This window comes from Klebsiella sp. P1954 (assembly GCF_018199955.1).
In the GTDB taxonomy this organism is placed as follows: Bacteria; Pseudomonadota; Gammaproteobacteria; order Enterobacterales; family Enterobacteriaceae; genus Klebsiella; species Klebsiella pneumoniae.
The window spans coordinates 5,125,004-5,137,867 of the sequence record NZ_CP073373.1; the positions used below are offsets into that span (position 1 = coordinate 5,125,004).

The 12,864-nt window shown below is 58.8% G+C and carries 13 protein-coding genes; 8 read left to right on the forward strand and 5 right to left on the reverse strand.

From position 1 onward, the window contains the following. Positions 1 to 78 precede the first annotated feature (78 nt). Complete coding sequence (locus KB890_RS24615; protein ID WP_004175547.1) at positions 79 to 1,125, forward strand: MerR family transcriptional regulator; 1,047 nt, start codon at positions 79 to 81, stop codon at positions 1,123 to 1,125. On the opposite strand, the gene dauA is transcribed toward KB890_RS24615, so the two are convergent. From dauA to lolB, 4 genes are all read right to left on the reverse strand, one after another. After that, the gene (dauA, locus tag KB890_RS24620) at positions 1,126 to 2,805 is read right to left on the reverse strand and encodes a C4-dicarboxylic acid transporter DauA (protein ID WP_020324125.1); all 1,680 of its coding nucleotides are present in this window, start codon (positions 2,803 to 2,805) and stop codon (positions 1,126 to 1,128) included. A 124-nt stretch (positions 2,806 to 2,929) separates the two neighbouring features. Further along, the gene (gene prs, locus KB890_RS24625) at positions 2,930 to 3,877 is read right to left on the reverse strand and encodes a ribose-phosphate diphosphokinase (protein ID WP_002910407.1); all 948 of its coding nucleotides are present in this window, start codon (positions 3,875 to 3,877) and stop codon (positions 2,930 to 2,932) included. Positions 3,878 to 4,060: 183 nt separating this feature from the next. Continuing rightward, positions 4,061 to 4,909, reverse strand: a complete 849-nt coding sequence (gene ispE, locus KB890_RS24630; protein WP_004898981.1) for a 4-(cytidine 5'-diphospho)-2-C-methyl-D-erythritol kinase — start codon at positions 4,907 to 4,909, stop codon at positions 4,061 to 4,063. Beyond that, the gene (gene lolB, locus KB890_RS24635) at positions 4,909 to 5,520 is read right to left on the reverse strand and encodes a lipoprotein insertase outer membrane protein LolB (RefSeq protein WP_002910405.1); all 612 of its coding nucleotides are present in this window, start codon (positions 5,518 to 5,520) and stop codon (positions 4,909 to 4,911) included. The genes ispE and lolB overlap by 1 nt, the downstream gene beginning before the upstream one ends. A gap of 270 nt (positions 5,521 to 5,790) precedes the next feature. On the opposite strand from lolB, the gene hemA reads away from it, so the two are divergent. From hemA to kdsA, 6 genes are read left to right on the forward strand one after another with little or no spacing between them, the layout of a single operon-like run. Next, positions 5,791 to 7,047 (forward strand): glutamyl-tRNA reductase, encoded by a 1,257-nt coding sequence (hemA, locus tag KB890_RS24640; RefSeq protein WP_002910404.1) that lies wholly within the window; start codon positions 5,791 to 5,793, stop codon positions 7,045 to 7,047. Between the two features lie 42 nt (positions 7,048 to 7,089). Beyond that, on the forward strand, positions 7,090 to 8,172 hold the full coding sequence (gene prfA, locus KB890_RS24645; protein ID WP_002910403.1) for a peptide chain release factor 1: 1,083 nt from the start codon (positions 7,090 to 7,092) through the stop codon (positions 8,170 to 8,172). Then, positions 8,172 to 9,020, forward strand: a complete 849-nt coding sequence (prmC, locus tag KB890_RS24650; protein ID WP_004180387.1) for a peptide chain release factor N(5)-glutamine methyltransferase — start codon at positions 8,172 to 8,174, stop codon at positions 9,018 to 9,020. The genes prfA and prmC overlap by 1 nt, the downstream gene beginning before the upstream one ends. Continuing rightward, positions 9,020 to 9,412: an invasion regulator SirB2 gene (sirB2, locus tag KB890_RS24655; RefSeq protein WP_004145428.1), complete on the forward strand. Its 393-nt coding sequence runs from the start codon at positions 9,020 to 9,022 to the stop codon at positions 9,410 to 9,412. Before prmC ends, sirB2 begins: the two co-directional genes overlap by 1 nt. Before the next feature lie 3 nt (positions 9,413 to 9,415). Further along, on the forward strand, positions 9,416 to 10,228 hold the full coding sequence (sirB1, locus tag KB890_RS24660; RefSeq protein ID WP_002910395.1) for an invasion regulator SirB1: 813 nt from the start codon (positions 9,416 to 9,418) through the stop codon (positions 10,226 to 10,228). Positions 10,229 to 10,267: 39 nt separating this feature from the next. Beyond that, on the forward strand, positions 10,268 to 11,122 hold the full coding sequence (gene kdsA, locus KB890_RS24665) for a 3-deoxy-8-phosphooctulonate synthase (RefSeq protein WP_002910393.1): 855 nt from the start codon (positions 10,268 to 10,270) through the stop codon (positions 11,120 to 11,122). Between the two features lie 86 nt (positions 11,123 to 11,208). On the opposite strand, the gene chaA is transcribed toward kdsA, so the two are convergent. Further along, a complete protein-coding gene (chaA, locus tag KB890_RS24670) occupies positions 11,209 to 12,309 on the reverse strand; it encodes a sodium-potassium/proton antiporter ChaA (protein WP_002910392.1) in 1,101 nt (366 codons plus the stop codon). A gap of 263 nt (positions 12,310 to 12,572) precedes the next feature. Between chaA and chaB the strand changes: the two genes are divergently transcribed. Further along, on the forward strand, positions 12,573 to 12,803 hold the full coding sequence (gene chaB / locus KB890_RS24675) for a putative cation transport regulator ChaB (RefSeq protein ID WP_002910389.1): 231 nt from the start codon (positions 12,573 to 12,575) through the stop codon (positions 12,801 to 12,803). Positions 12,804 to 12,864: the final 61 nt, after the last annotated feature.

Here is a 12,864-nt window from a genome sequence, read left to right on the forward strand (position 1 = left end):
AGCAAGCGCGGTTTTTGCTTGACCCTGACGTTACGTCAGGCTGCAGAGTAGCGGACCTGGCCACAGAGAGGAGCAGTCATGTTAATTCAGGTGGGAGAGCTGGCGAAGCGTGCCGGACTGACGGTACGTACGCTGCATCATTATGAACAGACGGGGCTGTTAACGCCTTCGGCCAGAAGCGAGGCGGGCTATCGGCTCTATAACCTGTCCGCGGTTCAGCGCCTGCATATGATAAAGGCGCTGGCGCAGGCCGGGCTAACGCTCGCCACAATCAAGGACTATCTCGATCGGCAAACGCTGTCGCTGCCCGAGCTGCTGACGCAGCAGATAGATATGCTCAACGCCCAGCTACGCGATGTTGGCAGGCTGCGCGACCGACTATTGGTGCTGCGCGAGGCGCTGGCGAGCGGCAATGAACCCGATCTGGAGTCCTGGCTACAGACGCTGGAGTTAATGAAAATGTACGATCGTTGGTTTAGTCAACAGGAGTTAGCCGCGCTGCCGTTTGCGGCACAGGATGAACAGCGGGCGCAGGCGTGGCGCGAGCTAACGGAGGAGGTGCAGACGCTGATGGCGAGCGGCTGCCCGACGGACAGTCCGCAGGCGATGCGTCTGGCGACGCGCTGGATGGAGCGCCTGGAGCAGGATACGGCCGGGCGTCCGGAGTTTCTGACCCGCCTGAACGAGATGCATGCCGCCGAGCCGCAGATGGTTGAACAGACCGGCGTCACGCCGGCAATCATCGCCTATATCACCGAGGCCTTTGCCGAAAGCAAACTGGCCATCTGGGCGCGGTACCTTGACGAAGAAGAGATGGCGTTCACCCGCCAGCACTATTTTGACCGGCTACAGGAGTGGCCTGCGCTGGTGGCGAAGCTGCATCAGGCGTGCCGGGAGGGCGTAGCGCCGGACTCGGCGTCGGGTCAGGCGCTGGCCCGGGCGTGGCTTGAACTGTTTCAGTCCTACGCCGGTACCCGGCCGCAGACGTTGCAGAAGTTTCGTCGGGCAATGGAGCAGGAGCCGCATTTGATGAAGGGCACCTGGATGACGCCGGCGGTGCTGAGCTGGCTGCAGCAGGCGACCGGATCCTTGATGCGGCAGGCGCAGGGACCTGCCGCCGGGTGATCACAGGTCAGCCAGCGCGGCCTGACGATCGGGGTAGAAGCTCAGGCGTCCGGGCAGCGGCTTGACGCCGGCGCGCGCTAGCGTGCGTAGCGGCTGAAACTCGAGGTTAGATACGCGCAATTCACAGCCTTCCGGCAGCTTGTTCACAAAGCGCTGGAAGGCATCCAGGCCACCGGCGTCGAGAACCGGCACCGCGTCCCATTTCAGCACCACGATGCGCTTGCCGGCGATCCGGGTCTCCAGATCGTTGAACAGGCCTTCGGCGGCGGCAAAGAACAGCGGCCCAATTACCCGCAGCACCAGCACATCGTCTGGCACCTCGACGTTGACCGGCGCCAGATGAGTCATGCGTGCGATACGGCGCATAAACAACAGCGAAGCCAGCACGATCCCGACGCTGATAGCGATCACCATGTCAAACAGCACCGTTAGCGACATGCACATTAGCATCACCACGATGTCGTCCTTCGGCGCGTGGCGCAGCAGATTGATGACTTTATGCGCCTCGCTCATATTCCATGCCACCATCAGCAGCAGGGCGGCCATCGCCGACAGCGGCAGCCAGGAGAGCAGTGGGGCGAGGATCAGCAGCGCCAGGATCACCAGCAGGGCGTGGATCACGGCGGCAACCGGCGATGTGGCGCCGGCGCGGACGTTCGCCGCCGAGCGGGCAATCGCCGCGGTGGCAGTGATCCCGCCGAAGAACGGCGCGACAATGTTGCCCAGCCCCTGGCCAATCAGCTCGCTATTGGCTTTGTGCTTGGTGCCGGTCATGCCATCAAGCACCACCGCGCACAGCAGAGATTCAATGGCGCCGAGCATCGCCATTGAGAAGGCGGCAGGCAGCAGAGCCTGCAGCGAGGCCCAGCTCAGGGTAAAGTTTGAGCCCGGCATATCCCAGGGCAATACCAGCTGCGGCAGCAGCTGCGGAATGCCATTGCCCTGAGTGCCGTCCACCAGCTGATAATGGAACTGCGAGCCGATCGTCGCGACATCGCCGCCGAGCAAGTTGACCACCAGCATGACCGCACAGCCGCCCAGCAGCGCCGGGAGGTGGCCCGGCAGGCGGATACCCAGCCGCGGCCAGAGGATCAGAATGCCAAGAGTAACGACGCCGATGGCGGCATCGCCAACGTTAATGGTCGGTAGGGCCATCGCCAGCGCCGCCACTTTCTGCAGATAATGCTCCGGCACATGGGGCATCTGCAGGCCGAGGAAATCTTTAATCTGCATGGTGCCGATGGTGATACCGATCCCCGAGGTGAAGCCGAGGGTGACTGACAGCGGGATGTATTCGATCAGGCGGCCAAAGCGCGCCAGGCCGAAGAGGATTAAAAAGATCCCCGACATCAGCGTCGCCACCAGCAGTCCCGCCAGACCAAACTGCTGGGAAACCGGATAGAGGATCACCACAAAGGCGGCGGTCGGACCGGAAACGCTAAAGCGTGACCCGCCGGTCAAGGCGATCACAATTCCTGCCACCGCTGAGGTATAGAGGCCGTACTGCGGCGGCACGCCGCTGCCAATCGCCAGCGCCATCGCCAGCGGAATCGCAATGATCCCGACGGTGATCCCGGCGATCAGGTCACGCGTGAAGCGGGCGGTGGTGTACTTTTCTTTCCAACAAGCGTCGATGAGGGCGCGGAAAGGCATCACATGTGAGGAAAATAATCTGTTCACAATAATGTTTCATCCATGAGCGCATCATCTGTCAACTAAATGGCAGGTGAAGGAGGCATTGATCATACAAATAAGGTGCGGAGACAAAAAAACCCGCCGCAGCGGGTTTTTGTGCTGGGCTCGATTAATGTTCGAACATAGCAGAGATAGATTCTTCATTGCTGATACGGCGAATAGCTTCAGCCAGCATACCGGAGAGCGTCAGAGTACGCACTTTATCCAGCGCTTTAATTTCTGGTGCCAGCGGAATGGTATCGCAGACGACAAATTCATCAATGACAGAGTTTTTGATGTTCTGGATAGCGTTGCCGGAGAAGATTGGGTGCGTCGCGTAAGCGAATACGCGTTTCGCGCCACGCTCTTTCAGCGCTTCTGCCGCTTTACACAGGGTGCCGCCGGTGTCGATCATATCGTCGACCATCACGCAGTCACGACCGGCAACGTCGCCGATGATGTGCATCACCTGGGAGACGTTGGCGCGCGGACGGCGCTTGTCGATGATAGCCATATCGGTATCATTCAGCAGTTTAGCGATAGCGCGGGCACGCACGACGCCGCCGATGTCCGGAGAAACCACAATCGGGTTGTCCAGGTTCAGCTGCAGCATATCTTCCAGCAGGATTGGGCTGCCGAACACGTTATCGACTGGCACATCGAAGAAGCCCTGGATCTGTTCTGCGTGCAGGTCAACGGTCAGCACGCGGTCAACGCCGACGCTGGACAGAAAATCCGCCACCACTTTCGCGGTGATTGGCACACGAGCAGAACGAACACGACGGTCCTGACGAGCATAACCGAAGTAAGGGATAACGGCGGTGATACGACCTGCCGAAGCACGACGCAGAGCATCAACCATAACAACCAGTTCCATCAGGTTGTCATTGGTGGGAGCACAAGTGGACTGGATGATGAAAATATCACCACCGCGTACGTTTTCATTGATTTGTACGCTGACTTCGCCGTCGCTAAAACGACCTACAGCGGCGTCGCCAAGAGAAGTGTACAGGCGGTTGGCAATACGTTGTGCTAGTTCCGGGGTGGCGTTACCAGCAAAAAGCTTCATATCAGGCACGAGAAGAACCTCAGGCATGCGTCCAGTGGTGGATGAATGGGCCAATAATGTGCGGGATGGCGCCATTCGATCCAGTCGGTGTATTTAAAGAGCACGATGCAACGTCTGGAACAGGGTGACGTTGTCACCGTAACTCAATTTCCCCGGCTGACTCATTATCAATGTGCCATCACGGCGCAGGATTCAGAGCAGGGCCTGCTTGAGCGGCGAAAGGTTAACTCCGCGCGCCACAAAGCCATTTAGCCATGCCGGGGCAGTGTCCAGCACCTGGCGGGCAGCGGATTCGGTGTTAAATTCAGCAAACACACAGGCCCCTGTGCCGGTCAGGCGTGACGGCGCATATTCTAACAGCCAGGAAAGCGCGGCATCAACCTCGCGAAAACGTTTTCTTGCGATAAGCTCGCAATCGTTGCTGAATTCACAATTTAATAACGTATTAATTGACCGGCGCGGGGTATTTCGTGGTAGCTCCGGATCGCGAAAAATGATCGGCGTCGGAATACTGACCCCCGGGTGGGCCACCAGGTACCATTTTTCCTCGGGTTCTACCGGCGTCAGTATTTCACCCACCCCCTCGGCGAAGGCGGCATGGCCGCGCACGAAAACCGGCACATCGGCCCCCAGCTGAAGGCCAAGAGTCGCCAGCTCATCTTCCGAGAGACCGCAGCCCCACAGATGGTTGAGCGCCACCAGCACGGTGGCGGCATTGGAGGAGCCACCGCCCAGGCCGCCGCCCATCGGCAGGCGCTTATCGATACTGATATCGGCGCCGCTGCCCGCCGGCAGGCGATCGCTTTCGCTGGCGGCATGCATCAGCAGACGCGCGGCGCGAACGATCAGATTCTCCTCGTCCGGCACGCCGGCCACCGGCGTCAGCAGGCGCAGTTGGCCGTCAGTACGCGGTTCGATGGTCAACGTATCGCCGTAATCGAGAAACTGAAACAGCGTTTGCAGGGTATGGTAACCATCGGCCCGCTGGCCGGTGATATATAAAAACAGATTCAGTTTTGCAGGAGAGGGCCAGCGGGTCATCATTTCACGATCCAGTTATCCATCTTCAGCTTGATGCGCTGAGCGCCATTGTTCAGCTCGACATTGGACGGTAGGGCTGGCTGGGTATCGCTGGTGTAGCCGCCGTAGGTCACGTGCCAGGTTTTGCCGTTTTGCGTATAGTTCAGTTCACGCAGACGGTACCGATCGTCCAGCGAATAGTCGGTGGCGTCGCCCGGCAGGCCGATGATCCACTGGCGCAGGCTGTTCAACGGGATCGGCATCCCGGTCAGACGGCCAATCATCTCTTCGGCATCAGTGGCGGTATAGGTCTGGCCTTTGTTATCGATCAGCTGCACGCTGCCCGGCTGCGCGGTCAGCGACAGCTCGGTGCTGCCCAGCGGGTTGGTCAGCAGCAGGCGATAGCGGTCCTGGCCGGTTTGCTGCCAGAAGAAGCGGGCATAGACTTTTTGCTCATCGGAAAGATAGGCAAACGCCCCGCGGGTCTGGAACTGATTGAGGCTGCGGACAGCCTGCTGGTGCTGACGCCACTGCGGCGAATCCGGGCTTTTGCCAGGCCCTTGCGGCGTATGAAGAGAACAGGCGGTGAGGACGAGGCTGGCCAGCGGCAGCAGGCGGAACAGTCGATTCATAATGATGACAAATCCTTGATGTCTACAGGGAAAAACGGCGACAGGGAACAGCGGGCCGATTTGTGTAGCAGGTTACATTTATAACCCTTAATGCTAGCGTCGCCGGGCGATAGCGTCTACGTTCAAGTTGTCTGAAATCAAAAAATTAACCTTAATGGCGGTCTTGCTTTAACTATTACTCCAAAAGGGGAGCCTCTCTTTTATTGATTACGCGCATCCTGTATGATGCACTCAGACTAACCTTAGCAACGCTGGTACTACTCCCTCACAATGACCCTTTTAGCTCTTGGCATCAATCACAAAACAGCTCCGGTCGCCCTGCGAGAACGCGTCACGTTTTCGCCGGAAACGCTCGATAAGGCGCTGGAGAGCTTGCTGGCTCAGCCGATGGTGCAGGGTGGGGTGGTGCTGTCGACCTGCAACCGCACGGAACTCTATCTCAGCGTCGAAGAGCAGGATAACCTGCAGGAAGCGCTGATCCGCTGGCTGTGCAACTACCACGGCCTCAACGAAGAAGACCTGCGAAAAAGCCTTTACTGGCATCAGGATAATGACGCCGTCAGCCATCTGATGCGCGTCGCCAGCGGCCTCGATTCGCTGGTGCTGGGCGAGCCGCAGATCCTCGGCCAGGTGAAAAAAGCCTTCGCCGACTCCAGCCGCGGCCATCTTAACGTCAGCGAGCTGGAGCGGATGTTCCAGAAATCCTTTTCAGTGGCTAAGCGCGTGCGTACCGAAACCGATATCGGCGCCAGCGCGGTCTCTGTGGCTTTCGCCGCCTGTACCCTGGCGCGGCAAATCTTTGAATCGCTCTCCAGCGTCACCGTGTTACTGGTCGGCGCCGGTGAAACCATTGAGCTGGTAGCGCGCCATCTTCGCGAACATCATGTGCGCAAAATGGTGATCGCCAACCGCACCCGTGAACGCGCCCAGGCGCTGGCGGAGGAAGTGGGCGCCGAGGTGATAGCCCTCAGCGATATCGACGAACGGCTGAAAGAGGCCGACATCATTATCAGCTCCACCGCCAGCCCGCTGCCGATCATCGGCAAAGGCATGGTGGAGCGTGCGCTTAAGGCGCGGCGTAACCAGCCGATGCTGCTGGTGGATATCGCCGTCCCGCGCGACGTTGAACCAGAGGTCGGCAAACTGGCTAACGCCTACCTCTACAGCGTCGACGATTTGCAAAACATTATTCAGCATAACCTGGCGCAGCGTAAGGCTGCCGCGGTGCAGGCGGAATCGATCGTCGAGCAGGAAACCAGCGAATTTATGGCCTGGCTGCGTGCGCAGAGCGCCAGCGAGACCATTCGCGAATACCGTTCTCAGTCTGAGCAGGTCCGTGAGGAGCTGACGGCGAAAGCGCTGGCCGCGCTGGAGCAGGGCGGTGATGCCCAGGAAATTATGCAGGATCTGGCGCGCAAGCTCACTAACCGCCTGATCCACGCGCCAACCAAATCTCTTCAGCAGGCCGCCCGTGACGGGGACGACGAACGTCTGCATATTCTGCGCAACAGCCTCGGGCTGGAATAGCGCACCTTTCTCTTATTTTCAGGACAGGGTGAATTCACGCCTATGAAGTCTTCTATTGTTGCCAAACTGGAAGCGTTGTACGAGCGCCATGAAGAAGTGCAGGCGCTGCTCGGCGATGCCGCGACGATTGCCGATCAGGATAAATTCCGCGCGCTGTCGCGGGAGTATGCTCAACTGAGCGATGTGGCGCGCTGCTATACCGACTGGCGTCAGGTGCAGGAGGATATTGAAACCGCGCAGATGATGCTCGACGATCCGGAAATGCGCGAAATGGCGCAGGAAGAGCTGCGTGACGCCAAAGAAAAAGGCGACCAGCTGGAGCAACAGCTGCAGGTTCTCCTCCTGCCGAAAGATCCTGATGACGAGCGTAACGCCTTCGTGGAAGTGCGCGCCGGGACCGGCGGCGACGAAGCAGCGCTGTTTGCCGGCGATCTGTTCCGCATGTACACCCGTTACGCAGAATCGCGCCGCTGGCAGGTAGAGATCCTCAGCGCCAACGAAGGTGAGCACGGCGGCTTTAAAGAGGTGATCGCCAAGATCAGCGGCGACGGCGTTTACGGTCGGCTGAAATTTGAATCCGGCGGCCATCGCGTGCAGCGTGTGCCGGCCACCGAATCGCAGGGGCGGATCCACACCTCCGCCTGTACGGTGGCGGTGATGCCGGAGCTGCCGGAAGCCGAAATGCCGGACATTAACCCGGCGGATCTGCGCATCGATACCTTCCGTTCCTCCGGGGCAGGCGGTCAGCACGTTAACACCACCGACTCGGCTATCCGCATTACCCACCTGCCCACCGGCATCGTGGTGGAGTGCCAGGACGAGCGTTCTCAGCATAAAAACAAAGCCAAGGCGCTGTCGGTGCTGGGCGCGCGCATCCGCGCCGCCGAAGTGGCCAAACGTCAGCAGGCGGAAGCCTCCACGCGCCGCAACCTGCTGGGCAGCGGCGACCGCAGCGACCGCAATCGCACCTATAACTTCCCGCAGGGCCGCGTGACCGACCACCGCATCAACCTGACGCTCTACCGTCTGGATGAGGCGATGGAGGGCAAACTCGACATGCTGATTGAGCCGATTGTCCAGGAACATCAGGCCGATCAGCTGGCGGCGCTGTCCGAGCAGGAATGATGACCTTTCAGGCCTGGCTGCAGCAGGCGATCGCCCGCCTGGCGGAGAGCGACAGCCCGAGACGCGACGCCGAGATCTTGCTGGGACACGTTACCGGCCGGGCGCGAACCTGGATTTTGGCCTTCGGTGAAACGACGCTCTCTGCTGACGAGGCGGCGAGGCTGGAGGCGCTCTTGGTGCGACGCCAGCGCGGGGAACCTATTGCTCATCTGGTCGGGCAGCGCGAGTTTTGGTCGCTGCCGCTGTTCGTCTCCCCGGCGACGCTGATCCCCCGCCCGGATACCGAATGTCTGGTAGAGCAGGCGCTGGCGCGTCTGCCAACCGCGCCGTGCCGTATTCTCGACCTCGGCACCGGGACCGGCGCCATTGCCCTGGCGCTGGCCAGCGAACGTCCGGACTGTGAGGTCACCGCGGTGGACGTGATGCCGGACGCCGTGGCGCTGGCGTTGCGCAATGCCGAACATCTGGGCATCGCTAACGTGACGATAAGTCAAAGCGACTGGTTTAGCGCGCTGGCCGGGCAGCGCTTCGCCACGATCGTCAGCAATCCCCCCTATATCGACGCCGCCGACCCGCATCTCGCCGAAGGCGATGTGCGCTTTGAGCCGTTGACGGCGCTGGTCGCAGGCGACCAGGGGCTGGCCGATCTGGCGCATATCATCCGCGAGGGACGGCAGTATCTGCAGCCCGGCGGTTGGATGCTGCTGGAGCATGGCTGGACTCAGGGCGAGGCGGTTCGCGCGCTGTTCCGCGAAGCGGGCTATCTGGACGTCGCGACCTGTCGCGACTATGGCGACAATGAGCGTCTGACCCTCGGACGTTTACCCGACATGGAGAATGTTGGCTGATGAACTTATTCACGGCTGTCCTCTACCTGCACATTGCCACAGTGGCGGTGTCGGTAGGATTGTTCGTTTTACGTTACTGGTGGATGTATCACCAGAGCCCGCTGCTGAACCAGCGGTGGGTGCGAATTGCGCCGCACTGCAGCGATACGCTGCTGTTTCTCAGCGGCGCAGGGTTAATGGCGATAACGCACTACCTGCCGTTCACAGAAGACGGCGCATGGCTGACTGAAAAGCTGTTTGGCGTTATCATTTACATCGCATTAGGTTTTATCGCGTTGGGCCGTCGTCGTCCGCGCAGCCAGCAGAGCCGCTTTATCGCGTTCCTGCTGGCGCTGGTGGTGTTGTTTATCATCATTCAACTCGCCATCACAAGAATACCGATACTGGGGTAGGTCATGGGGTCATTAGCGGATTTCGAATTTAACAAAGCGCCATTGTGTGATGGCATGGTCCTCATTTCTGAACAGGTCCGCGACGATTTTCCGTCGCGTTTTGTCGAGGAAGAGCTGCAGCGATTGCTGCGCCTCGCGCAGGAGGAGATTGCGCCGTCGTGGGACCAGGAGCGCCAGATAGAACGATTGCTGGAGCTGTTTTACGACGAGTGGGGCTTTGGCGCCTCGCAGGGCGTGTATCGTCTTTCCGACGCGCTATGGCTGGATAAAGTGCTGGTTAACCGCCAGGGGAGCGCGGTGTCGTTAGGCGCGATCCTGCTGTGGATCGCCCAGCGCCTGGCGCTGCCGGTGGTGCCGGTGATCTTCCCGACCCAGATGCTGCTGCGTGCGGACCCGGAAACCAGCGAAGAGATGTGGCTGATTAATCCGTTTAACGGCGAGACCCTCGACGAGCATACCCTGGAGGTATGGCTGAAGGGCAACATCGGGCCGGTGGCGGAACTGTTTAATGAAGATCTCGACGAAGCGGATAACGCCGAGGTGATCCGCAAGCTGCTGGACACCCTGAAGTCGGCGCTGATGGAAGAGCGGCAGATGGAGCTGGCCCTGCGCGCCAGCGAAGCGCTGCTGCAGTTTAATCCGGAAGATCCGTATGAGATCCGCGACCGCGGGCTGATATACGCCCAGCTGGACTGCGATCACGTGGCGCTGTTGGATCTGAGCTATTTCGTTGAGCAGTGCCCGGAGGATCCGATCAGCGAGATGATCCGCGCGCAGATCAACACGATTTCGCATAAACAAATTACATTGCATTAGTCTGGAACCATTCCGGTTACACCCTGATAAGGCGAACTTATGAAACAAAAAGTGGTTAGCATTGGTGATATCAACGTAGCGAACGACCTGCCGTTCGTGCTGTTCGGCGGGATGAACGTGCTGGAGTCGCGCGACCTGGCGATGCGTATCTGCGAACATTATGTCACCGTTACGCAGAAGCTTGGTATTCCCTACGTCTTCAAAGCCTCCTTTGATAAAGCCAACCGTTCCTCCATCCACTCCTATCGTGGGCCGGGTCTGGAAGAAGGGATGAAGATTTTCCAGGAGCTGAAGCAGACCTTTGGCGTGAAAATCATCACCGACGTTCATGAAGCCAGCCAGGCGCAGCCGGTAGCTGACGTGGTGGACGTGATCCAGCTTCCGGCTTTCCTCGCGCGCCAGACTGACCTGGTGGAAGCGATGGCGAAGACCGGGGCGGTGATCAACGTCAAGAAGCCGCAGTTCGTCAGCCCGGGTCAGATGGGCAACATCGTCGATAAGTTTATCGAAGGGGGTAACGACAAAGTAATCCTCTGCGACCGCGGCGCTAACTTCGGTTACGACAACCTGGTCGTGGATATGCTCGGCTTCGGCGTGATGAAGAAAGCCTCCAACAACTCGCCGGTCATTTTCGACGTCACCCACGCGCTGCAGTGCCGCGACCCGTTTGGCGCAGCCTCCGGCGGTCGTCGTGCGCAGGTGAGCGAGCTGGCCCGCGCCGGTATGGCGGTAGGTATCGCCGGTCTGTTTATTGAAGCGCATCCGGATCCGGACCACGCGAAATGCGACGGCCCGTCCGCGCTGCCGCTGGATAAACTGGAGCCGTTCCTCAAACAGATGAAAGCGATTGACGATCTGGTGAAAAGCTTCGACGAGCTGGATACCAGCAAGTAAGCCTGACTGCATCAGTAAAAAAGCCTGCCGGCGTCAAAACCGGCAGGCTTTTTTTCGCCCGGACTCCGCCGGGTGGGAAAACGGGGTCAGGCGAAAATGGTCATCAGATAGGCGGCGAACAGCGCCATGTGGGCCGCGCCGTTCAGCACATTGGTGCGTCCGGTGGAGAAGGAGATATGGCACAGCACCAGCGAGGCGACCATCACCACCATCTCCGGGGCGCCAAGGCCAAAGCGCAGCTCATTGCCGGTCAGGAAGGCGATGAGGGTGACCACCGGGACCGTCAGCGAGATGGTGGCCAGCACAGAGCCGAAAAACAGATTCATCGCCCGCTGTACCTGATTGTTGAGCACCGCTTTCAGGGCGCCAAGGCCTTCCGGCGACAGGATCAGCAGAGCCACCAGGAAGCCGGTAAAGGCCACCGGGGCATTCATGCTGGTCAACAGCGTTTCCAGCGGGTTAGCGTTCATTTTGGTAACCGCGATCACTGCCACCAGGTGCACCAGCAGCCAGGCGGTATGCCACCCGCTGCTATGGGCGGACGGTTTACCGTGGTGCGGGTCGTCATCGTCGCTGTCGTCTTCATGCTCATAAACAAACAGGCTCTGATGGGTTTTGGTCTGAATAAGCAGGAAAACGCCGTACATGGCCGCCGAAATTACCGCCACCAGCAGCGATTGCCCGGTGCTGAAGTTCGCGCCCGGCAGCGCCATCGGAAAGACCAGCACGATAATCGCTAGCGGAAACAGGGCGATAAGATACTGCTTAATGCCGAACAGATTCATATATTGGGTGGCGAATTTACGCCCGCCCAGCAGCAGAGAGAAACCGACCAGACCGCCGGTGACGATCATAATAATGGAGTAGAGGGTATCCCGCATCAAGGTCGGCGCGGCGTCGCCGGTGGCCATTAAGGCAGAGATCAAACTGACCTCAAGGATAACCACCGACAGGCTTAAAATCAGGGAGCCATAGGGTTCGCCCAGGCGGTGGGCGAGGACGTCGGCGTGGCGGACCACGCTGAAGGCGCTGCTCAAAATGCCGACCAGCGCGAGGATATTGATCGCGATAACCACTGGCAGTGACTGGCTGCTGCCCCAGAAAAACAGCACCGCCAGCGCCAGCACCGGAAAGACGAGGGAAGACTCCTTATGGCGGGTTTTTACCGCCTCATGTGCATGGGTCATGAACCATCTCCATTTATGCAGGTGTTATAATTATAAAAACGTAGGGCGGTAAAGTAACAGATCTTGCTAAATTACCGCTGGTTTTTTACTTAAATTTACGGGTATCGAGGGATATCTTGATTAGTTTATTATAATTTATGTTTACTTATATTTAGTTCTTATTATTCAGATAATTACTAAAATAATTTTTCTACTCATTTTGACCTTGATAGCCAGCCGACTGCGTACCAGACTTAAACTTAATGCTCAAACAGGAGGTCAGTATGCCCTATCGCAGTAAACAAGAACTCCCCGACAGCGTTCAGCATGTACTGCCTGCCCATGCGCAGGAAATTTATAAAGAAGCGTTTAACAGCGCCTGGGATCAATATAAAGATAAAGACGAGCGGCGCGATGACGCCAGCCGCGAAGAGACGGCGCACAAAGTCGCCTGGGCGGCGGTGAAGAACAGCTATGAGAAAGGCGATGATGATAAGTGGCATAAGAAAAAATAATCGCTGACGCCGCTTTTTCGCTTGCCAGCGCCCCGCTGATTGCTTATTGAAAGATAAAGCT

What these genes read in the sequence shown, in the direction of transcription:
- sirB2 (WP_004145428.1), top strand. Translation starts at nt 9,020, where the DNA reads ATGAACTTATTCACGGCTGTCCTCTACCTGCACATTGCCACAGTGGCG.
- chaA (WP_002910392.1), bottom strand. Translation starts at nt 12,309, where the DNA reads ATGACCCATGCACATGAGGCGGTAAAAACCCGCCATAAGGAGTCTTCC.
- prmC (WP_004180387.1), top strand. Translation starts at nt 8,172, where the DNA reads ATGACCTTTCAGGCCTGGCTGCAGCAGGCGATCGCCCGCCTGGCGGAG.
- hemA (WP_002910404.1), top strand. Translation starts at nt 5,791, where the DNA reads ATGACCCTTTTAGCTCTTGGCATCAATCACAAAACAGCTCCGGTCGCC.
- lolB (WP_002910405.1), bottom strand. Translation starts at nt 5,520, where the DNA reads ATGAATCGACTGTTCCGCCTGCTGCCGCTGGCCAGCCTCGTCCTCACC.
- ispE (WP_004898981.1), bottom strand. Translation starts at nt 4,909, where the DNA reads ATGACCCGCTGGCCCTCTCCTGCAAAACTGAATCTGTTTTTATATATC.
- kdsA (WP_002910393.1), top strand. Translation starts at nt 10,268, where the DNA reads ATGAAACAAAAAGTGGTTAGCATTGGTGATATCAACGTAGCGAACGAC.
- prfA (WP_002910403.1), top strand. Translation starts at nt 7,090, where the DNA reads ATGAAGTCTTCTATTGTTGCCAAACTGGAAGCGTTGTACGAGCGCCAT.
- KB890_RS24615 (WP_004175547.1), top strand. Translation starts at nt 79, where the DNA reads ATGTTAATTCAGGTGGGAGAGCTGGCGAAGCGTGCCGGACTGACGGTA.
- chaB (WP_002910389.1), top strand. Translation starts at nt 12,573, where the DNA reads ATGCCCTATCGCAGTAAACAAGAACTCCCCGACAGCGTTCAGCATGTA.
- sirB1 (WP_002910395.1), top strand. Translation starts at nt 9,416, where the DNA reads ATGGGGTCATTAGCGGATTTCGAATTTAACAAAGCGCCATTGTGTGAT.